At 72.1% G+C, this 21,081-nt stretch carries 18 protein-coding genes and 1 pseudogene; 9 read left to right on the top strand and 10 right to left on the bottom strand.

Annotation, left to right across the window (positions count from 1 at the left end):
- The first annotated feature begins 189 nt into the window (after positions 1-189).
- Entirely contained in the window at positions 190-2,493 is a 2,304-nt protein-coding gene (locus ABGB05_RS04220; protein ID WP_347651799.1) for an LLM class flavin-dependent oxidoreductase, read from the top strand.
- A gap of 52 nt (positions 2,494-2,545) precedes the next feature.
- On the opposite strand, the gene ABGB05_RS04215 is transcribed toward ABGB05_RS04220, so the two are convergent.
- The 3 genes from ABGB05_RS04215 to ABGB05_RS04205 all read right to left on the bottom strand — a co-directional run bounded on the left by ABGB05_RS04215 (position 2,546) and on the right by ABGB05_RS04205 (position 5,393).
- Positions 2,546-3,073 (bottom strand): MarR family transcriptional regulator, encoded by a 528-nt coding sequence (locus tag ABGB05_RS04215; protein WP_347651798.1) that lies wholly within the window; start codon positions 3,071-3,073, stop codon positions 2,546-2,548.
- 183 nt (positions 3,074-3,256) lie between these two features.
- Positions 3,257-4,975, bottom strand: coding sequence for a family 10 glycosylhydrolase (locus ABGB05_RS04210; RefSeq protein WP_347651797.1), 1,719 nt, complete (start codon positions 4,973-4,975; stop codon positions 3,257-3,259).
- 172 nt (positions 4,976-5,147) lie between these two features.
- Complete coding sequence (locus ABGB05_RS04205; protein ID WP_347651796.1) at positions 5,148-5,393, bottom strand: hypothetical protein; 246 nt, start codon at positions 5,391-5,393, stop codon at positions 5,148-5,150.
- 259 nt (positions 5,394-5,652) lie between these two features.
- Here ABGB05_RS04205 and ABGB05_RS04200 point away from each other — a divergent pair, with 259 nt between their 5' ends.
- A complete protein-coding gene (locus ABGB05_RS04200; protein WP_347651795.1) occupies positions 5,653-6,675 on the top strand; it encodes a potassium channel family protein in 1,023 nt (340 codons plus the stop codon).
- 105 nt (positions 6,676-6,780) lie between these two features.
- Here ABGB05_RS04200 and ABGB05_RS04195 read toward each other — a convergent pair whose 3' ends face one another.
- The 4 genes from ABGB05_RS04195 to ABGB05_RS04180 all read right to left on the bottom strand — a co-directional run bounded on the left by ABGB05_RS04195 (position 6,781) and on the right by ABGB05_RS04180 (position 12,339).
- Positions 6,781-8,496 (bottom strand): hypothetical protein, encoded by a 1,716-nt coding sequence (locus tag ABGB05_RS04195; protein ID WP_347651794.1) that lies wholly within the window; start codon positions 8,494-8,496, stop codon positions 6,781-6,783.
- Between the two features lie 130 nt (positions 8,497-8,626).
- Positions 8,627-9,286, bottom strand: a complete 660-nt coding sequence (locus ABGB05_RS04190; RefSeq protein WP_347651793.1) for a helix-turn-helix domain-containing protein — start codon at positions 9,284-9,286, stop codon at positions 8,627-8,629.
- A gap of 178 nt (positions 9,287-9,464) precedes the next feature.
- Complete coding sequence (locus ABGB05_RS04185) at positions 9,465-10,499, bottom strand: 2-oxoacid:ferredoxin oxidoreductase subunit beta (protein WP_347651792.1); 1,035 nt, start codon at positions 10,497-10,499, stop codon at positions 9,465-9,467.
- A complete protein-coding gene (locus ABGB05_RS04180; protein WP_347651791.1) occupies positions 10,492-12,339 on the bottom strand; it encodes a 2-oxoacid:acceptor oxidoreductase subunit alpha in 1,848 nt (615 codons plus the stop codon). The genes ABGB05_RS04185 and ABGB05_RS04180 overlap by 8 nt, the downstream gene beginning before the upstream one ends.
- A 349-nt stretch (positions 12,340-12,688) precedes the next feature.
- Between ABGB05_RS04180 and ABGB05_RS04175 the strand changes: the two genes are divergently transcribed.
- Positions 12,689-13,069, top strand: coding sequence for an NADH-quinone oxidoreductase subunit A (locus ABGB05_RS04175; RefSeq protein WP_347651790.1), 381 nt, complete (start codon positions 12,689-12,691; stop codon positions 13,067-13,069).
- A 211-nt stretch (positions 13,070-13,280) separates the two neighbouring features.
- Here ABGB05_RS04175 and folP read toward each other — a convergent pair whose 3' ends face one another.
- Entirely contained in the window at positions 13,281-14,150 is an 870-nt protein-coding gene (gene folP, locus ABGB05_RS04170; protein ID WP_347651789.1) for a dihydropteroate synthase, read from the bottom strand.
- 172 nt (positions 14,151-14,322) lie between these two features.
- Between folP and ABGB05_RS04165 the strand changes: the two are divergent.
- The 4 genes and pseudogenes from ABGB05_RS04165 to ABGB05_RS04150 all read left to right on the top strand — a co-directional run.
- A pseudogene (locus tag ABGB05_RS04165) lies at positions 14,323-14,670 on the top strand (DivIVA domain-containing protein); the annotation flags it as partial.
- A gap of 704 nt (positions 14,671-15,374) precedes the next feature.
- Positions 15,375-15,908, top strand: a complete 534-nt coding sequence (locus ABGB05_RS04160; protein ID WP_347651788.1) for an SRPBCC family protein — start codon at positions 15,375-15,377, stop codon at positions 15,906-15,908.
- A gap of 154 nt (positions 15,909-16,062) precedes the next feature.
- The gene (locus ABGB05_RS04155) at positions 16,063-16,653 is read left to right on the top strand and encodes a DNA-3-methyladenine glycosylase I (protein WP_347651787.1); all 591 of its coding nucleotides are present in this window, start codon (positions 16,063-16,065) and stop codon (positions 16,651-16,653) included.
- Positions 16,654-16,683: 30 nt separating this feature from the next.
- Positions 16,684-17,277, top strand: coding sequence for a hypothetical protein (locus ABGB05_RS04150; RefSeq protein ID WP_347651786.1), 594 nt, complete (start codon positions 16,684-16,686; stop codon positions 17,275-17,277).
- Positions 17,278-17,345: 68 nt separating this feature from the next.
- On the opposite strand, the gene ABGB05_RS04145 is transcribed toward ABGB05_RS04150, so the two are convergent.
- Complete coding sequence (locus ABGB05_RS04145) at positions 17,346-18,134, bottom strand: enoyl-CoA hydratase-related protein (protein ID WP_347651785.1); 789 nt, start codon at positions 18,132-18,134, stop codon at positions 17,346-17,348.
- Complete coding sequence (locus ABGB05_RS04140) at positions 18,131-18,955, bottom strand: PaaX family transcriptional regulator C-terminal domain-containing protein (protein ID WP_347651784.1); 825 nt, start codon at positions 18,953-18,955, stop codon at positions 18,131-18,133. Before ABGB05_RS04140 ends, ABGB05_RS04145 begins: the two co-directional genes overlap by 4 nt.
- A 190-nt stretch (positions 18,956-19,145) precedes the next feature.
- Here ABGB05_RS04140 and ABGB05_RS04135 point away from each other — a divergent pair, with 190 nt between their 5' ends.
- Both ABGB05_RS04135 and ABGB05_RS04130 read left to right on the top strand, forming a co-directional pair.
- Complete coding sequence (locus tag ABGB05_RS04135) at positions 19,146-19,313, top strand: DUF3117 domain-containing protein (RefSeq protein WP_007455245.1); 168 nt, start codon at positions 19,146-19,148, stop codon at positions 19,311-19,313.
- A gap of 161 nt (positions 19,314-19,474) precedes the next feature.
- A complete protein-coding gene (locus tag ABGB05_RS04130; RefSeq protein ID WP_347651783.1) occupies positions 19,475-21,079 on the top strand; it encodes a leucyl aminopeptidase family protein in 1,605 nt (534 codons plus the stop codon).
- Positions 21,080-21,081: the final 2 nt, after the last annotated feature.

Genomic DNA, 21,081 nt, shown 5'->3' with positions numbered 1-21,081 from the left:
GGGAATCGTCGCCCGGCGATCTCTACCCGACCTTTATTTTCGTTGACTGGCGTGAAAACAGGCGAAATCTCCGGGATGCCGATGGCCGTCGTCGGGCGCCGTGGATCGGCGGGAAGATATGTTGGCCTACAAAAGTTCTGCTAACTAGACTTACTGTTCGATCAACGATCACGAGGTGGAGTGCAAGAAATGCCCGATTACGGCCACGAGCTCCTGTTCGGGACATTCCTCACGCCGGACGCCCACGACCCCGACCGGGTGGTGGCGTTGGCTGAACTGACCGAGGCGGCGGGCCTGGACCTCGCCACCTTCCAGGACCATCCGTACAACTCCGGGTTCCTCGACACCTGGACGCTGCTGAGCTGGGTCGCCGCCCGTACGGAGCGGCTGCGGGTCTCCGCGAACGTGCTGAACCTGCCACTGCGCCCGCCGGCCGTGCTGGCCCGGGCCGCGGCGAGCCTGGACCGGCTCTCCCACGGCCGGTTCGAGCTCGGGCTCGGCGCCGGCGCGTTCTGGGACGGGGTCGAGGGCATGGGTGGACGTCGACTGACCGCGGGGCAGGGCGTCGCGGCGCTGCGCGAGGCGATCGGCATCCTGCGCGGCGTCTGGGACGAGACCGCCTCGGGACCGCTGCGCCGGGAGGGGCCGTACTACCCGGTCCCGGGCATGCGACGTGGCCCGGCGCCGGCACACGACATCAACATCTGGCTCGGCGCGTACCAGCCCCGGATGTTGGCCCTGACCGGTCAGGAGGCGGACGGCTGGCTGCCGACCCTGGAGTATCTGCGGTCGCCGGACCGGGTCACCGCCAACCGGCTCATCGACGAGGCGGCGGTCGAGGCCGGCCGCGACCCGCGACAGATCCGCCGACTGCTCAACCTGTTCCAGGTCGACGTGTCGGCCGATGACCGCGGCTTCCTGCAGGGTCCGCCCGGGCAGTGGGTCGACCAGCTCCTCCCGCTGGTCCTCGAGGAGGGCTTCAGCGCCTTCCTGATCGGTCGCGACGACCCACGCCTCATCCAGACCTTCGGACAGGAGATCGCCCCCGCGCTGCGGGAGGCCGTCGCCCGGGAGCGTCGGCAGAGCGAGACCACGACCGGCCCGGTCCGGTCGGCCGTCGCCCTGGCCGAGCGTCGATCCGGCGTCGACTACGACGCCCTGCCCGCGTCGCTGGCGGCCGGCTCCGTCGAGCCCGGCGACCGGGAGTACGAACAGGTGCGGCACTCCTACAGCTGGTCGGGATCACCGGCCCTGGTGATCCGGCCACGCGACGCCGCCGAGGTGGTCGACGCGGTGACCTACGCCCGGACCCAGGACGTCCCGCTCTCGGTACGCAGCGGCGGGCACGGCATCAGCGGCCGGTCCACGAACGACGGCGGAATCGTCATCGACCTGTCCCGGATGGACAGGGTCGAGGTGCTCGACCAGGCCACCCGTCGGATCCGCCTGGAGCCGGGTGCCCGCTGGGGCCACGTCGCCCGGGCGCTCGCCCCGTACGGCCTGGCGATGAGCTCCGGCGACTACGGCGACGTGGGTGTCGGTGGTCTCGCCACCACCGCCGGCATCGGCTACCTGGTCCGTCGGTACGGCCTGACCATCGACCACGTCGTCGCCGCCGAGATCGTCACCGCGGACGGCCGGCTGCTCCGGGTCGACGAGCGCCACCACCCCGACCTGTTCTGGGCGGTCCGGGGCGCCGGCGGCAACGTCGGGGTGGTCACCGCCCTGGAACTGGAGGCGTACGAGGTCGGTGACGTCGTCCACGCCCAGCTTGTCGTCGACGCGACCGACACCGCCGGCCTGCTCCACCGCTGGGGCCGGCTGGTCGAGCAGGCACCGAGGGAGATCACCAGCTTCCTCTCCCTGTTCCCGAACCGACGGGGCAACCCGCCGATGGCCCAGGTCACCCTGGTCTACGCCGGTGACGACGTCGAGGCGGCGCAGTCGGCGTTGAGCCCGTTCCTGGAGATCGGGCCGGTCCTCGACCAGCAGGCCCAACTGGTGCCGTACCCGGCGATCGTGGCGCCGCCCGGCAACCAGCACCGGGGCCAGGGGCTGGTGGACAGCCACAGCGGCCTGTTGCACCACATCACCCCGGAGGCGGCCGATGTGATGGCCACCATGATCCGGTCCGGCGATGTGATGATCATGCAGTTTCGCTCCGTCGGCGGCGCGGTGAACGACGTCGCCCGCGACGCCACCGCGTACCCGCACCGGGAGCAGAACTTCTCGGTGCTCGCCGCCACCGTCCCGGACCGCCGCCGGCAACTCGACAAGCACTGGGCGGAGCTGTACCCCTACCTCGACGGCATGTACCTCAGCTTCGAGGCCGACACCGCACCGGAGCGGCTGCTGGACGCCTTCCCGGAGCCCACCCTGAGTCGGCTGCGGGCGGTCAAGGCCACGTACGACCCGGACAACGTTTTCAACCGCAACTTCCCCGTCCCGCCGGCCCTCGACGCTCAACGGACCGGGAAGGAGACCAACGGCTGAGCAGGCCCCGGCCCCGGGCGCGGAGCTGCGCGGGCGGCCGACCGGGTCGGGGCTAGCGCCTCGGCTGGTCCGTCGCGGAGAGGACGTCCTGCACCGCGACACAGGGGTCGGTGCCGGGGGCGGCGGCATGGATCGCCTCCGCGGCCCGCTCGGCGGACTCGCGGAAGGCGGCCCGCTGCTCTGCGGGCAGCCCGCCCAGGACGAGGTCCTCGGCGTGCGCGACCCGCCGCTCGGCGTCGGCGAGCACCTGCCGCCCCCGTTCGGTGGCGACGATCCGCCGGGCGCGCCGGTCGCGCGGATCCAACCGCCGCTCGATCAGCCCGGCGTTCTCCAGGTCGTCGATCACGTACGTGAGCACACTGCGGTCGATCGCCAGGCGGGACGCCAGGGCACCCTGGGTCGGCACCTCCTCGTGTACGACCACGGCGAGGATGTGGTAGCCCCGGCTGCCGTGCGGCAGGTCCTTCAGCGTCTCCTCGACGTACTCCGTCCAGCGGCGCAGCACCATGCCGAGCGACCAGCCGAAGTGGGACCCGCGACTGCGGTCGGCCGGCAGGTCGCAGGGGTCGACGGCGGACATGTGTCAACCCTAGCAGGCAATATGTTGGTCAGAAGATGGGTTGACGGACAACGCTTTCGGGCTGCGGCCGGTGTCGACGCCGGGGATCTCCCCGACGACGGTCCCGCGTACCGCCGGGAGGGCGGACGCGTGGACCGGCCGTCGGGGAGATCCCCGGGTCTGCTGCCGGTCGGGGGGACCGGGTCAGCGGAGCACGAACTGCGGCGGGCTGGGCGGGCTCTCGTTGCCCAACCGGTCCACCGCGGTCACGTAGTAGCTGTAGCGCCGGCCCGGCTCCGCCGTCTGGTCCAGGTACGACCGCACCGCGCCGTCGGTGGCCCGGACCGTGCCGATCAGGTGACCGGCGTCGGCGAAACCGCACTCGCCGGGCAGACTGAGCCCGTCGAACCGGTAGACCGCGTACGAGGCGGCCGTACCGAACGGCCCGATCCCGTCGACGGGCTGCCGCCAGCGCAGTTCGACCCCGTCTGGCTGCCGCGTCGCCCCGGTCGGCACCGGGAACATCAGCGGCTTGGCCCGCAGGTGCGGCATGGTCGGCACCAGCGCCGGCCGGGAGTAGTGGTCGGCGGCGTAGCGGGTGGTGGCGCCGAGCCGGTCGGCCCGGACCTGAACCGCGCTGAAGTGCACGTTTCCGGCCACCTCCGGGTGCTCCCGGTTCAGGGTCAGGTGCCGGGACATCTCCGCCGGGTCCTGCCACGCCGCCGGTTGGGCCGGGTCGCCGATCTTGTAGTCGGCCTGTCCGATGTAGAGCTGTACGTCGGTGCCGGCCACCACGTCGGCCCACCACGGGACGAGCTTGGCGTAGTCGGCCACGGCCAGCCCGATGTTCCAGTAGACCTGCGGCACGATGTAGTCGATCCACTCCTCCTTCACCCACCTGCGGGTGTCGGCGAAGTTGGCGTCGTACGACTGGGTGCCGTTGGTCTCCGAGCCGAGCGGGTCGGCGGCCCGGTTGCGCCAGATGCCGAACGGGCTCACCCCGAACTTCACCCACGGCTTGGCGGCCTTGATCCGCTGACCCATCTCCCGGACGAGCAGGTCGATGTTGTGCCGCCGCCAGTCGGCCCTGCTGGCGAAGCCGGCCCCGTACGTCTCGAAGGTGGCCTGGTCGGCGAAGTCCTGCCCGGCCGCCGGGTACGGGTAGAAGTAGTCGTCGAAGTGCACCCCGTCGATGTCGTACCGGGTGACCGCGTCCATCATCGCGTTCTGCACGAACCGGCGTACCTCGGGAATGCCCGGGTTGTAATAGAGCCGGGAGCCGGCGGCGTTGACCGGGTAGGCGACCGCCCAGTCCGGGTGTTCGCGGACCGGGTGCCCGGGGGCCAGCTTGTCGACGTCGGCGCCGGCCCCGTCCGGCATGGAGATCCGGTACGGGTTGAACCAGGCGTGGAACTCCAGGTTCCGTTTGTGCGCCTCGTCCACCAGGTAGCCGAGCGGATCCCAGCCGGGATCCTGGCCGCGTACCCCGGTCAGGTACTCCGACCACGGCTCGTACGGCGACGGCCAGAAGGCGTCGGCGGTCGGGCGGACCTGCACCACCACCGCGTTGTGGTGGAGTCGCTGGGCCAGGTCGAGCCAGCCGGCGTACTCCGCCTTCTGTGCCGCGATCCGGTCCGGCGCGCTGTGCGACGCCTTCGTCGGCCAGTCGATGTTGACCACGCTGGCGATCCACATCGCCCGGAACTGGCGCTTGGGGGTGGCCGGGTTCGTTGGGCAGCCGCCGGCACCGACGGTCGTCGTGGTGCCGGGGGCGGATGCGGTGTGACCGGCGGATGCGGTGTGACCGGCGGTGGCGGGGGTGGGGGTCCGGCTGGCGGCCGGGGACGCGTTCGCGGGGGAGCCGGTGGCGAGGGTACCGAGCAGCGCTATCGCCAGCCCGGCACGGAGCCGATGTGGCTTCATGCGGTGGTCCCTTCGGTGGGATCCGTCTCGGGGGTGTGGGGGCACGGCGACCCGGGTGTCGGCGGTTACTGCCAACACCACAGATCCGTTGGGAGGAAATTTTCACACCCCTGGCGCGCCGTCAAGCGGTCGACGCCTGTCGACGTCCCCGACCGACGGGAGGCCGGACGTCCTAACCGACGTGGGCCGCCAGCGCGGTGACCTTCACCAGTGCCTCGATCCGCCCCCGTGGCGTACCGCTCTCGTCGAGATCCTCGCCGACGAGCCAGATCCACTCGTCCTGGTAGTAGTGCGAGAGGTCGTGTCGGACCTCCCCGACCCGCAGCCGCAACGGGCGGGCGCCGTACCGCCAGTCCTCTTCACGCAACTCGAGTACGGTTCCCGGGGCCAGGTCGGGAACGGCGGGCAGCGTCGTCACGGCACCTCCAGGCGAGCGGGGGAGACGGGCGGGTGTCGGGAGGGTCGATCGCGGGGTGGCCGCATCTGCGGTGACAGCCTGCATATCCGGCGGCACCCAGCGCAATCCATCTAAGCAAAATTTGCCGCCGATGCACCGCAACCGGCGAAAGCCGCACCACGAAGCGTCGCCCCGGTCCGGTCCGACCGCCCGATCGGTGGGATGATCCGGGCTATGTTGTGGGCGTGCGGGCGGGGGGCGCGATGAGGCGGGGTAGCGAGTGATCCATTTTCCCGCCATCTCCCAGGGACCACTGCGGGCGTTGAGCCGGCGGCTGTTCGCGGCGATCGGCCTCGTGCTGCTCATCGTCGCCGTGGTCTACCTCGACCGGGACGGCTACCGCGACGTCAACGAGGACGAGCTCAACCTCCTCGACTGCTTCTACTACACCGTGGTGTCGCTCTCCACCACCGGCTACGGCGACATCACCCCGGTGACCCAGAACGCCCGGCTGATCAACGTACTCGTGGTCACCCCGGCCCGGGTGCTCTTCCTGATCATCCTGGTCGGCACCACGCTGGAAGTCCTGACCGAGCAGTACCGCACCAACCTCCGCTTGACGCGGTGGAGGAGGACCGTGAAGGACCACGTCATTATCTGCGGCTACGGCACCAAGGGCCGCAGCGCCATCTCCGCCCTGCTCGAGACCGGTTTCGACAAGCAGCGGATCATCGTCGTCGAGCGCAACCCGGCGGCGGTCCGGCAGGCCACCTCGGCCGGGTTGGTCGTGGTCGAGGGGAACGCCACCCGGTCCGCGGTGCTCAACGAGGCACACGTCAGGGGCGCCAAGTCGGTCATCATCGCGACCGACAGCGACGAGGTCTCCGTCCTGGTGACCCTCACCGTACGGCAGCTCACCGCCGGTCAGGTCCGGATCATCGCGGCCGCCCGGGAGGCGGAGAACGCGCCACTGCTGCGGCAGAGCGGCGCCCACCACGTCATCGTCTCCTCGGCGACCGCCGGACGACTGCTCGGCGTCTCCACCTCGGCCCCACCACTGATCGACGTGGTGGAGGACCTGCTGACCCCCGGCCAGGGCATGGCGCTGGCCATGCGCTCGGCCACCCGGGACGAGGTCGGTGCCTCACCACGGCAACTCGACGCGCTGGTCATCGCGCTGGTCCGGCGCGGCAAGGTGGTGTCGCTCGCCGACCAGGCGGCGACCGCGATCGAGACGGGCGACATGCTGGTGTACGTCCGCGACGACCGGGTCCGCAACGGCAACGGCGACCAGAACCGCTGAGCCGGCGCGGTACGTACCGGACGGGTCGCACCGGCGCGGCGGCCGGACGGTGTCCGGAGAGCGGGAGGCGGCGCCCGGCCGGAGCCGGACACCGCCTCGACACACTCAGTTCCGCCAGCCGGGCCCGTAGTTGACGTTCGCGTCCGGCAGCGGTGCGTCCATCGGGGGCTCACCGCCGTTCCCCTCCCCGTAGTCGGGGTTGGTGGGGAGGGTTGGGAAGGGCCCCTCCAGCCCGTCCGGGATGTACGGGTCCTGCGGGTCGGTCGGGGCGATCGGGTCGAGGTCACCCCAGCCGTTGTCCCCGGAGTCGCCGTCGTCCGGATCGCCGCCGGGCGGCGTTGCGTCCGGGTAGTTCCCGCCGGGCGGGGTACCGCCGCCGGGCGGGGTTCCGGGGCTTCCACCGCCGCCACCACTGCCGGTGCCGCCGCCGCCACTGCCACCGGTCGACGGCGGCGGCAGGCCCGGCAGGCAGGGTTGGGTCACGCCGCCGTTGGGGCGGGCCCCGGCCGACGGCGGCCGTACGCCGAGTTCGGTCGCGATCATCTTGGCGTAGTGCGCGGAGAGCGCCTGGGTGCCCCGGCGGTTCGGATGCGCCGTCTGCTGGAACCGGTTGAACAGCGATCCGTTCCCCGTCTGCCAGACCAGCCCGTTGACCCAGGGGTCGTCGGTGCCGAGCGTGTGTCCGGCGAACGCGTTGCGGATGTCGAGCAGGTCGACCTGGACGCCCTTGCTGGTCAGGATCTGCTGGGCCCGGCGGATCGCGTCCGAGATCTGCGGGGCGAGCTTGACCAGCACCTCGTACTCGTAGCCCGCGAGCAACATGCCCATGACCCCGTCGGCGACGTCCCTGCGGGTCAGCCCCTGCGGGTAGGTGACCATCATGACCCGGGTGTTCGGACCCTGGGCGTGGATGGCCCGGACCATCTTGATGTAGCGGGAGACCAGGCTGGCCGGCTGGGCCGAGTTGGCGTCGGCCCACTCGACGTCGTCGGCCCGCGGGTTCAGCAACGCCGTCCGTTGGGTCGCCAGGCTCTGCAGGCCGGCCTGGTTGTTGTTACGCAGGGCGTAGTCGACCAGCGGACCGAAGCCGGCGTCGTTGCCGCCCATCCCGACGACCACCAGGTTCGTCTGGTTGTTGATGCCGGCGTTCTGCGGTGGGTTGTTGCGGCCCTCGTCCGACTGCGCGGTCCAGAAGTGCTTGGTCTCCGCACCGGAGGAGGCGTTGAAGACGACGTCGAAGACCACGTCCGGGTTCGCCTTGCGCAGTTCGTCGATCGCGAGCAGGGCGGCGGCGTGCCGGGAGCGGTGCCGCCAGTCCGCGTCGTAGTCCTCCTGGGTGTAGCCGGGCGCCGGCAACGGTGCGGCGTTGACGGGCCCGCGGACGTACGGCGGCGGAATTATGCCCCGCTTGTTCAGGTAGTCACCAGCGCCCTCGCCGGACATGTACGAGTCGCCGACGATGACGATCCGGACCACCCGTTGCTGTGGCTGCGGTGTCACCCCGGCGGTGCCCTGCCAGGGCGCGACCGGCCCGTTGTCACTCCGACAGGCCATCGGCTCGGCGAGTTCGGCCAGCTTTTCCAGCGTGCCGGGGGCCGGTATCAGAGCTGGTCGGGTGGGCGGTGGCGGCGGTGGTTCCTCGCCGATCGGCACGTCCGGTGTCGGCGGTATGGCGAGCCCGGGCGCGGCGACGACAAGCGTGCCGACCAGGCCGGCCGCGACCGCCAAAACGGCGGCGCGGGCTCGGCGGGACCGGGCGGTTGGCGCAGGTAGTCGGGCGGTGTCCGCTGACGGACGGGGTACGCCCCATCTTCTTGGCATGACGGTTCTGTCCTCCCCTTGGAAGAACCATTGACTGGACGGCCATCCAGTACACGAGCCACCAGCGTAGGAAGCAAGATCAGGTGGTGTCAATGGGTGTCGCCGGTGCCGTCGCGGCCGGCCGCGCGGCTCAGTCCAGCGGTGCGCGCAGCCGGCCGTCGCGTTCGAAGACGTCCGCCGGCAGCGGCAGCGGGGCAGGCGTACCGAGGTCGTACAGGGCGTAGAGCCGGGAGCGGACCGCCGCCAGCGGATAGCTCTGCTCGTACACCGCGAGTTTGAACAGCACCCCTTCGAGGAGACTGCGCAGCAGCGCCTCCTCCACCGCCGGATCGACTGCCCCCCGGGCCGCGAAGATCTCCCGGAGCCGGTCCTCGAACGCCCGCACCGCCTCCGCCCGGTCCCGCTCCACCTGGGCGTACACCGGCCGGGTACCGGGCTGCAGCATCAGACAGAGCACCAGTCGCTGGGTGCCGAGCTGGTGGCTCGCCCCGAGCAGCGCACGGTCGATGACGGTCGCCAACAGGTCGTCCGGCGGGACGTCCACGGACTGGTCGTCCAGCATGGTCAGCATGCCGTCCAGCCACCGGCCGAGGATCGCCCGCAACAGCTCCCGCTTGGTGGCGAAGTAGTAGGAGATCAGGCCGCGGGACACCGCCGCCCGCTCGGTGATCTGCGAGATCGTCGCGTTCTCGTAGCCCTGTTCGGCGAAGACCTCCAACGCGGCGGCCAGGATCCGTTCCTGCGACGTCCGGCGCAGCTCGCGGTTGGTCCGCTCGGAACGCGGCGACACCTAGCGCTCCCGGGCGCCGGTCAGACCGGTCCGCCGGCCGGGTCCGTCGCTCCAGACACGGTCCGCTCCCCGCACGTCCACGGCGCGCCGGTCGCCGGCGTGCCCGGACCCGGCGACGGCCGGCGCGCCACCAGAGGTGACGGGCCGGCCGACGGCGTGCGAACAGATGGGCACCGGACTACAGGATCGTCCAGGTGTCACCACTGCTGAGCAGCCCGGCGAGCTGTTCCTCCGGCGTGCCGGTGGCCTCCGCCCGGGCCGACTCCAACTGCCCCTGCACCACGCTGTCGTAGGTGGGGCGGTCGACGTTCCGGAAGATCCCGATCGGGGTGTTGCGCAGCGCGAAGCCCGGTAGCCGGGACAGCGCGAACGCGTACGCCGGCTCGGCCACCGTCGCGTCGTGCACCACGATCTCCCCGGCCGGTACGTCCGCGGTACGGCGTACCTCCAGGCCGAAGCCGCCTGGCGGGTGCACCACGCAGAACTGCCCCTCCGCGCCGAACGTGATCGGCTGGCCGTGCTCCAGCCGGATCAGGTAGTCGTCCCGGGTCGCCGGCTCCTTCAGCTCGTCGAAGGCACCGTCGTTGAAGATGTTGCAGTTCTGGTAGATCTCCACGAACGCCGAACCCTGGTGCTCGGCGGCGGCCCGCAGCACCGACTGCAGGTGCTTGCGGTCCGAGTCGATGGTGCGGGCCACGAAGCTCGCCTCCGCGCCCAGCGCCAGCGACAGCGGGTTGAACGGCGAGTCCGCCGAACCGACCGGCGTCGACTTGGTGATCTTGCCGACCTCGGAGGTGGGCGAGTACTGCCCCTTGGTCAGCCCGTAGATCCGGTTGTTGAAGAGCAGGATCTTCAGGTTGACGTTGCGGCGCAGGGCGTGGATCAGGTGGTTGCCGCCGATCGACAGCGCGTCACCGTCACCGGTCACCACCCAGACCGACAGGTCCGGCCGGGAGACCGACAGCCCGGTCGCGATCGCCGGCGCCCGCCCGTGGATCGAGTGCAGCCCGTACGTGTTCATGTAGTACGGGAACCGCGACGAGCAGCCGATGCCGGAGACGAAGACGATCCGCTCCCGGGGGATCTGCAGCTCGGGCATGAACGACTGCACCGCGGCCAGGATCGCGTAGTCGCCACAGCCGGGGCACCAGCGCACCTCCTGGTCGGACTTGAAGTCCTTCGCGGTGAGCTTGACGGCGACGGGCTCAGGCATTCTTCACGACCTCTTCCAGCATGGTCTCCAGCTCGGTGGCGGTGAACGGCAGCCCCCGGACCTGGTTGTAGCTGATCGCGTCGACCAGGTAACGGGCCCGGACCACGTGGGCGAGCTGGCCGAGGTTCATCTCGGGGATCACCACCCGCTCGTAGCGGGCCAGCACCTCGCCGAGGTTGGCCGGCAGCGGCGCCAGGTGCCGCAGGTGCGCCTGGGCCACCGGCAGCCCGCGCTGCCGCAACCCACGGCAGGCCGCGCCGATCGGCCCGTACGTCGAACCCCAGCCGAGGACCAGCACCCGGGCGTCGCCGTCCGGGTCCTCCACCTCGACGTCCGGCACCTGGACCGCCTCGATCCGGGCCGCCCGGGTCCGGACCATGAAGTCGTGGTTCGCCGGGTCGTACGAGATGTCGCCGGTCTTGTCGGCCTTCTCCAGACCGCCGATCCGGTGCTCCAGCCCCGGGGTGCCCGGGATCGCCCACGGCCGGGCCAACGTCTCCGGGTCCCGCAGGTACGGCAGGAACGTCGTGCCGTCCTCGCCGTTCGGCGCGCTGGCGAACTCCACCCGCAGGTCGGGCAGGGAGTCGACGTCCGGCAGCAGCCACGGCTCGGAGCCGTTGGCCACGTAGTTGTCCGACAGCAGGATCACCGGCGTGCGATGGGTCAGCGCGATCCGGGCCGCCTCCAGGGCGGCGTAGAAGCAGTCGGACGGCGACCGGGGCGCGATCACCGCGACCGGCGCCTCGCCGTGCCGGCCGAACAGGGCCATGTTCAGGTCGGCCTGCTCGGTCTTGGTCGGCATGCCGGTGGACGGTCCGGCCCGCTGCACGTCGACGATGACCAGCGGCAGCTCCAGCGCCACCGCCAGCGAGATCGTCTCGCCCTTCAGCGCCACACCGGGACCCGAGGTGGTGGTCACCCCGAGCGCCCCGCCGTACGACGCGCCGAGTGCCGCGCCGATCGCCGCGATCTCGTCCTCGGCCTGCACCGTGGTGACGCCGAACCGCTTGTGCTTGCTCAGCTCGTGCAGGATGTCCGAGGCCGGGGTGATCGGGTACGCGCCGAGGAAGACCGGCAGCCCGGACCGGACCCCGGCGGCGACGAGACCGAGTGACAGTGCCGCGTTGCCGGTGATGTTGCGGTACGTTCCCGGCGGCATCTTGGCCGGCTTGACCTCGTACCGGACCGCGAAGTCCTCGGTCGTCTCGCCGAAGTTCCAGCCGGCCTTGAAGGCGGCGGTGTTCGCCGCGACCAGCTCCGGCCGGGTCGCGAACTTGCGCTCCAGGAAGCGGATCGTCGACTCGTACGGCCGGGAGTACATCCAGGAGAGCAGACCGAGCGCGAACATGTTCTTGGCCCGCTCGGCGTCCTTCTTCGAGACGTCGTACTCGGCGAGGGCCCGTACGGTCATCGAGGTCAACGCGACCGGGTGCAGCGCGTAGCCGTCCAGCGAACCGTCGTCCAGCGGGCTGACCTGGTAGCCGACCTTGGCCAGGTTGCGCCGGGTGAACTCGTCGGTGTTGACGATGATGTCGGCGCCGCGCGGCAGGTCGGCCAGGTTGGCCTTGAGCGCGGCCGGGTTCATCGCGACCAGCACGTTCGGCGCGTCGCCCGGGGTGAGGATGTCGTAGTCCGCGAAATGCACCTGGAAGCTCGACACCCCGGGCAGGGTGCCGGCAGGGGCGCGGATCTCGGCGGGGAAGTTGGGCAGCGTGGAGATGTCGTTGCCCAACTGGGCGGTCTCCGACGTGAATCGGTCCCCGGTGAGCTGCATACCGTCGCCGGAGTCACCGGCGAACCGGATGACGACCCGGTCCAGTTGCCGGACCTGCTTGCTCACTGTCGCACCTCGCTTCGCTCGGCCCGGTCGGGCGGGCTGAGCTCCGGGGTGACCTCGCCTTGCTCGGTCACATGTCCTCCTTGAGCGCCGGTCGCGGGTTGACGGTGGTGGGGGCCGGGCCCGCTCCAGTCCTACCACCTGAGCCTACGTCGATCGTTACCTCATCCTGACCCAAGGTCCGGCGGTTGGGATGAGGTCGTGGGGGCATTGGCACGCATTCGTCCCTCCCGGAATGTCGCGTGGTAATCCAGATCACCGAACTCGTGACGCGCGAATCTGTCAGGCGGAAACCGGACAGAAGGCGGCGGCGAGGCGGTGCCGGGTCCAGACCGGCCGGTAGGCTACCGACATGGCCGGATACCTGGGGTCGTACGCGACGCTCGGGCTGCTGCTGCTCGCCAGCGTGCTGGTCTTCGTCGGGGCGTTCTCCGCCAACCGGCTGCTCCGCCCGGCCCGACCCGCCGACCCGCCCGGGAAACGGGCCAGTTACGAGTGCGGCCTCGACCCGGTCGGCAGCGACTGGGCGCAGATGCAGATCCGCTACTACGTCTACGCCTACCTCTACGTGCTCTTCGCGGTCGAGGCGGTGTTCCTCTTCCCGTGGGCGGTGGTGTTCGACCGGCCCGGGTTCGGTGTCACGACCGTGGTCGAGATGGCGGTCTTCGTCGGCGTACTCGCCCTCGGCATCCTCTACGCCTGGCGCAGGAACATCCTCCGCTGGACCCGCTGAGCCGGTCCGTCTTGGGCGCGGGTCCGTCGTGGTCGGGGGTCCGTCGTGGTCGGGCCGAGGGCTGGGGCCGGGTGCCCCGCTCTGGGCGGTCAGGCTTGATCCCGTCGCGGGTCACCCGGCCCCAGCCGTGCCGCACGCCGCGTCGGGACGGTCAGGCGAGACCGCGGCGGGTCACCCGGCCCCAGCCGTGCCGCACGCCGCGTCGGGACGGTCAGGCGAGACCGCGGCGGGTCACCGTCGGCGGCCGGTCGCCCCGGATCGAGGCGACCATGTCCAGCACCCGCCGGGTCGGCCGGACCTGGTGGGCCCGGAAGACCCGCGCCCCGAGCCAGGCGGAGACGGCGGTGGCGGCCAGGGTCCCCTCCAGCCGTTCCCCGACCGGCAGGTCGAGCGTCTCCCCGATGAAATCCTTGTTGGAGAGCGCCACCAGCACCGGCCAGCCGGTTCCGGCCAGTTCGCCCAGCCGCCGGGTGACCTCCAGCGAGTGCCGGGTGTTCTTGCCGAAGTCGTGCGCGGGGTCGATCAGGATGCCGTCGGGGCGTACCCCGAGCCGGACCGCGCGGTCGGCGAGCCCGGTCACCGTCCCGACCACGTCGTCGACCACGTCGTCGAAGGCCGCCCGGTGTGGGCGGGTCCGGGGGGCCAACCCGCCGGCGTGCGAGCAGACCAGCCCGACGCCGGTGGCGGCGGCGACCTCGGCGAGTGCCGGGTCCGCGCCCGACCAGGTGTCGTTGAGCAGGTCCGCGCCGGCGGCCACCGCCTCGACCGCGACCGGGGCCCGCCAGGTGTCGATCGAGATGACCACGTCGGGGAAGGCGGCCCGGACGGCGGCGATGATCTCCACCGTACGGCGGATCTCCTCGGCCACGTCGACCTCGTCGCCGGGACCGGCCTTGACCCCGCCGATGTCGATGATCTCCGCGCCCTCGGTGACCGCCCGCTCGACGGCGCGCAGCGCGTTGTCCGCCGCGTACGTCGCGCCGCGATCGAAGAACGAGTCGGGGGTACGGTTCACGATCGCCATCACGACGAGGTCCCCGGGTCCGAAACCGCGTCGGCCGAGCCTGAGCGTGTCCGCCATCCACCACTCCCACAGGTCGCTCCGCTGCCCTGGTGACGGTAGTCCGCGGTGCTGGTCGTACGGCGGTTGGGCGGCGCGGCCGGGTGGGCGCCGACCCGAACGGTGACGGCTGTCGAAGAATCGGCGGGGTGGCGGGGTCGCCCACGCCGCGCAGTCATGCCACGATCGGCGGATGGGTCAGGTACTGCTCCTCTTGGTCGTGGCGTTGACCGTCGCGGCGGTGGTCTTCGGTGTGACGGTGCTGGTGACCGGTTCCGACCCGGGACTCGCCGACGCGGAACCGGACGGCCGGGCGGTGCCGCTGCCCGGGAACCGGCCACTGCAGGAGTCCGACGTCGGCGGGGTGCGCTTCGACACGGCGCTGCGCGGATACCGGATGGGCCAGGTTGACCAGGCGCTGCGCCGGGCGGCGTACGACATCGGCTACAAGGACGAGTTGATCGGCGTTCTGCAGGCCGAGGTCGACGCACTGCGGGCGGGGCGGATCAGCGAGGCCGACACGCTGCGGCGGGCCCGGGAGGCGGCACTCGTGCCGGCCGGTGGGGGCGTCGCCACCGACGTCCTGACGGATTCCGGCCCGGTCGTGTTGCCGGCCGGTCCGGGCGGCGGACCCGGTGTGCCCCCGGCGGCCGCTCCGGTGTCGACCGCGCCAGGTTCGACCGCTCCCGCGTCGAACGGTCCGGTCGACGCGGCCGCGCTGTACGGCAGGCCCGAGTCGACCGGCCGGGGCGAACAGCCGGGCGGGCCGACAGCCGGGGAGGCCGGCGATGCCGGCGACAACCGCCCCGGGGACAGCCGGGCGGACGACGAACTGGCCGGGCCGACCCGCCCCGTGGGGGCGCCCGAGGCCGGAACCGCGGCCGATGACCCGTCGCAGCCGACCCGGCCGGTGCGGGCCGGTGGCTCGGTGATCGAAGCCGAGGACGGTGACCTGGCCGGGCCGACCCGACGGATCGTCCCGGGAGCGCCGGAGAGGCCCGGATCGACCGGGACGTCTGGCACGGCGACGACGACGGCGGCGGAGCCGACTGGAGCGGCGGAGACGTCGGCATCCACGGCGACGGCGCCGGACGGAACGGCTGAACCGGTGGAGGAAAAGCCGCCGGCGGGAGCAGCCGACGCGGCAGAGACGACGGCAACGACGGCAGCGGCGAAGACGACGGCAGCGGCGGAGGACGGCCGACCGACGGAGGCGGGCGGAGCGGTGGGTCGTCCGGAGCGGACGTGAGCGCCGGAGACCGTACCGGGCCGGAGACCGGAGATCCTGACGCCGGAGGCGGTGACGACTGCGGCGCGGCGGCCCAGCCCGGCGCCGGCGAGGTCACCGCCACCGTCATCGTCGCCGCCCCGGCCGCCCGGGTCTTCGCCGCGTTGACCGCGTGGGAACGGCAGGGTGAGTGGATTCCGTTCACCCGGGTCCGCCTGGTCGAGGGTGACGGTGGCGAGGGCAGCCTGGTCGAGGCGGTCACCACCGTCGGTCCGGCGGTGCTGCGCGACGAGATGCGGGTTGTCCGACACGACCCGCCGTACGAGGTGCGGGTGGTGCACTGCGGTCGGCTGCTGCGGGGGCCGGGGGTGCTGCGCTGCACCCAGATGGACCGGGACCGTACCCAGGTGGTCTGGCACGAGTGGTTCCACCTGCCGGGCGGTCCCGCCGGCCGGATCGCCTGGCCGGTGCTCTGGCCGGGGTCGAAGGTCGGCCTCACCCAGGCGCTGAAGCGGTTCGCCCGCCTGGTGGAGCGTGGCCGACTGCCATGACCGGCGGCGGGTGGTGCGGACCGCCGACTGCCATGACCGGCGGCGGGTGGTGCGGACCGCCGACTGCCATGACCGGCGGCGGAGGAGGGCCGGCGACAGCGCCACCGGCAGCCGTGACCGGCGGCCGGGTGGCCGGCTGGTTACCGTTGAGCACGTGACGGATCTGGTGATCGGCGCGGACGGCCTGGGCCGCTGCCGGTGGGGCGCGAGCACCCCGGACTACGCGACCTACCACGACGAGGAGTGGGGTCGGCCGCTGCACGGCGACGACGCACTCTACGAACGGCTGACCCTGGAGGCGTTCCAGTCGGGGCTCTCCTGGCTGACCATCCTCCGCAAGCGGCCGGCGTTCCGGGCCGCCTTCGCCAACTTCGACCTGGCGACCGTCGCCGGATACGGCGAGTCGGACGTGACCCGGCTGCTCTCCGACGCCGGCATCGTCCGGAACCGGGCCAAGATCGAGGCGGCGATCCTCAACGCCCGGGCCGCCCTGGACCTGCCGGACGGGCTGGCGACCCTGCTCTGGTCCTTCGCGCCCACCACCCGGCGGTCCCGGCCCCGGTCGGCCGCCGAGGTGCCTGCCGTCACCCCCGAGTCGACCGCGATGGCGCGGGCGCTCAAGAAGCGGGGTTTCCGGTTCGTCGGCCCGACCACCGCGTACGCGTTGATGCAGGCGACCGGGATGGTCGACGACCATCTCGACGGCTGCCACGTGAAGCCGCCGGCCGTCGCCGTGATGGGATGACAGGATGAGCGTGCGGAGCAGGGAGCTGGTGTGAGCGGGCGGAGTGTCGGGGCCTGGGCGGTGGTCATCCCCGGCGAGCGGTACGAGACCGAGCGGCTCTTCCACCACGACACCCTGGAGCTGACCGGCCGCAACGGTGGTCCCCGCCCCGGTCCCGGTGACCCCGTGCTGGTGGTTCGCGACGAGCAGCCGCCACTGGTGGTCGCGCTCGGCCGGGTGGCCGGTACCACCGGCGCCGTTGACCGTGACCCGGACGATCCGCAGGCGGGCCCGGTGGAGACGGGCGTGCTCGCGGTGACGTACACCCGGCAGGTCTTCGACGCGCCGGTGCCGGCCGACCGGCTCACTCTCGACGGCCCGGTCACCCCCGTCGACCCGGCGCTCTACCGCGAACTGGCCGGGCGGGTCGGGCCAACCCCGGTACGACGGGACTGGCTGGTCAGCCTGCACATGCCGATCGAGGCGGCCTCGTCGGCGGAGGCGGTTCGGGTCTTCTGGTCGTACCTGCAGGAGCTGGGCCCCCGGGAACTGCCCACCTTCGTGTCGCCGGCCGACGACGAACTCGCGATGCGGGCGTACGTGCTCGGGGTCGAGGCGAACCAGGACCCGGAGGAGGACGACTGAGCCGGGCCGGGTCCGGTCACGACTGACCCCGCCCGGCCGATTGTCGGATAGCCGACAGTCGGCTCCGGCTACCGCCCCTCGAAGGTCGGCCGGCGCTTCGCCACGAACGCGGCGGTGGCGGCCCGGTGATCGGCCGTCCCGCCACAGATCGTCTGCGCGGTGGCCTCCGCGGCCAGCGCTTCGGAGAGGGTGCCGGCGTCGCCGATGGAGAGCTGACGCTTGATCGCCCCGTACGCCACCGTCGGGCCGGCGGCGAGTCGGGCGGCCAGCTCCTGAGCGGTGTCGAGCACCTGCTCGTCGTCGACCAGCCGGGTCAGCAGACCGAGCCGGTGTGCCTCGTCGGCCGGTACCGGCTCGGCGAGCATCAGCAGCTCGACCGCCTTGGCGTGGCCGACGAGCCGGGGCAGCGACCAGGAGGCTCCGGTGTCGGCGGCCAGCCCGACCTTGGCGAAGGCGAGCAGGAAGCTGGTCTGCGGTCCGCCGATCCGGAAGTCGGCGAGGAAGGCCAGCGAGGCGCCGGCTCCGGCGGCCATCCCGCGTACCGCCGCGATCACCGGCTTGGGGAGGCTGGCCAGCCGGGCCGCGATCGAGTTGTAGTGGATCCGTACGGTGTCCAGCGGGTCGGCGCTGCCCGCCTCCAGCGTCGAGGCGTGTTCCCGCAGGTCCTGGCCGGCGCAGAAGGCCGTACCGGCGCCGGCGAGCACCACCGCCCGGCAGGACCGGTCGTGCTCCAGCTCTGCGAGGGTGTCACGCAGCGCCTCCTTCAGCGGGACGTCCAGCGCGTTCATCGCCTCCGGGCGGTTGAGCGTCAGGGTCACCACGGCGTCGGAGCGGTCGACGAGCAGCGAGTCGGTCACCTACGTGCACCCTTCTGTCGGACGACCCGGTTGGCGCCGTCGAGGCACTGCTCGACGTACCGGTCGGCGGCGGGGCGGAGCCGGGCGGCGTGCCGGTCGAAAAACGCCGCCGCGCTGGTCCCCGGCCACCGCTCGGGGAGCAGGGCGGGGGGCAGTTGCGGGTCCCGGAAGAGGAAGGTACGCCATGCGTGCACGAGCCGGAACCGGGCGGCGTACGCCTCCTGGTCGCCGCTGCGTACCGTCACCGCGGCGAGCAGCGGGCGCTGCCGGGCGACGAACTGCTGGTAGGCGTTCGCGATCTCGTCGAGGTTCCAGGCCCGGCGGACCACCGCCATCGCGCCGGGGGTGCCGGCCGCGTGTGCGGCGGTGAACCGCTCGTACCGGACTCCGGCCTCGGTGAGCAGGCCGTCAACGTCCTCGCCGGCCCGGGTGGCGACCCAGGTCTGCTCGTCGAGCCGGCCGTAGCCGAGGTAGGCGAGGTGGGCGGCGAGTCGTTGTCGGTCGCGGCGGTTGACCGGTGCGTCCAGGACGATCAGGTCGAACCGGCCGTCCCAGCCGATCTTGGTGGTCCGGTAGATCCGTGCGGCGGCCTCGTCCAGCCGGCGGGCGGCTCTCGGGGTCAGCAGATAACCCGGTCCGGAGGCGAGTCGGAGCGGGTGCAGCCAGCCCTGCCGGACCATCCGGGAGACCGCGGTACGGACCGCGGGCGCGGCGATACCGAGCGGGGAGAGTAGTTTGACCAGGGCGGAGACGGGCGCGCGACCGCCCCGGGACCGGAGGTAGTCCCCATACAGGTCGAAGAGTGCCGACCGTGCCTGCATGACCGCACATTGTGACACCCCTTCTCAAGATAAGCTAGATGCTGTTACATCAGTGCTGGTTCGGTTTGGGTCCGGCGGTGTTCATCAGGGAAAATCGTTGGTCGGCACCGCGGGCCTTGAGCGCGGTGATGCTGGCGAGAAGGATGTGGGGCAACCCACCGACCCTGGTGAAGGTCTGAGGGGAGACGAGATGGCGGCGATGAAGCCGCGGACGGGCGACGGTCCGCTGGAAGTCACCAAGGAGGGCCGGGGCATCGTCATGCGGGTTCCGCTGGAGGGTGGTGGCCGGCTCGTCGTCGAGATGACTCCCGACGAGGCCAACGCGCTCGGTGACGCGCTGAAGGCCGCCGCCGGCTGAGCGAACGACAACCCCTCCGGGCGGCGCGTGACACCCGGGGAAGTTCATCAAATCCTGGGCCACCGGCGCTGCCGGTGGCCCAGGGTCGTGATGTCGGGCGGACGGCTCGCCGTCGGGCCCGGCCGCGCATCCATCCACCAATGTCTTGGGGGTACGTCGGCGTGTTGTCGATCCGTCTGGTAACCGAACCGACCGGGGGCGACGCCCTGGCGCTGCCCGTCCGGCCCGTGGCGGGCCCGAACCCGGCCGGTGCCGCTGAGGAGCCGGCGGGCGGGGCGACCGGGGACGGTACCGCCGGCTCGACATCCGGCGAAGGCCCGGCCGAGCCGGCGACCGCCGACCTGCTCGGATCGACCGGGTCGACACTCCCCGCCGAGCTGGCCGCCGAGGCGACCGCACTGCTCCCGTACCTCGACCAGCCCGGCCGTGCCGGCAGCGTGCACCGGTCGATCCGCCCGTCGCGTACCCCGACCCGGCTGTTCCTGGTCGGTGTCGGCGACGGTGACGAGGCCGGCTGGCGGGCCGCCGGAGCGGGCCTCGCCCGAGCCGCCACACGTGAGAGTTCGATCACGTTAGTGATTCCGGTCGATGTTGATCCGGGGGCGGTACGCGGACTCGCTGAGGGGCTGTGGCTCGCGTCGTACCGGTTCCGGCTGCCGGCGGACGAAAACGGTACAGCCGACGCCGAGGCCGGCCGGACGGGCGCCGGCACCGACGGCGCCGAGCTGGCCGAGGTGCTCCTCGCGGTGACCGACCCGCAGCGGTACCAGGCGGCGCTGGAGCGCGCCCGGGTCGTCGCGGAGACGACCCGGTTCGCCCGGGACCTGACCAACACCCCGTCCTCGGTCAAGAGCCCGGCCTGGTTCGCCGAGCAGGTGGCCAGCGCCGCCGCCGGCCGTCCCGGGCTCACCGTCGAGGTACGCGAACCCGACCGGCTCGCGGCCGAGGGCTTCGGCGGTCTGCTCGCGGTCGGTGGCGGATCCCCCCGGGGACCCCGGCTGGTCGAGCTGAGCTGGCGCCCGGCGAACCCAACCCGGCACGTCGTCCTGGTCGGCAAGGGCATCACCTTCGACACCGGCGGCATCGTGATCAAGCCGCGCGACGGCATGAAGCTGATGCGCAAGGACATGGGCGGCGCGGCCGCCGTGGTGGCGGCGACGCTCGGCGCCGCGGCACTGGACCTGCCGATCCGGGTGACCGCGCTCGCGCCGCTCGCCGAGAACATGGTCAGCGGTTCGGCGTACCGCCCCGGTGACGTGATCCGACACTACGGCGGGGTCACCAGCGAGAGCACCAACACCGACGCCGAGGGTCGCCTGGTCCTCGCCGACGCCATGACGTACGCGGTGGCGCGGCTCGCCCCGGACCTCCTGGTCGACCTGGCGACCCTCACCGGGGCGAACGCGGTCGCGCTCGGCAAGCGTACGGCCGCGCTGTACAGCGAGAACACCGAACTGGCGGAGGCGGTGCTGGCAGCCGCCGAGGCGGCCGGTGAACGGGCCTGGCGGATGCCGCTGGTGGCGGACTACACCGACCACCTGAGCAGCGAACTCGCCGACCTGCACAGCTCACCCAACCAGGGCGCCGGTTCGGTGCTGGCCGCGCTGTACCTCCGCGAGTTCACCGGGGACCTGCGCGACCGTTGGGTGCACGTGGACATGTCGGCGCCGTCCTGGGCGGACGGGCACGACGCCGAGCTCGTCAAGGGCGCCACCGGCTGGGGCGTCCGTACGCTGCTGCGCTGGCTGGCCGACCAGGCCGGCTGACC

The organism is Plantactinospora sp. B5E13 (genome assembly GCF_039871775.1).
Taxonomy (GTDB): domain Bacteria; phylum Actinomycetota; class Actinomycetes; order Mycobacteriales; family Micromonosporaceae; genus Plantactinospora.
The sequence above is the reverse complement of the archived record's forward strand: the minus strand, read 5'-3'. Positions and strand labels throughout refer to the sequence as shown.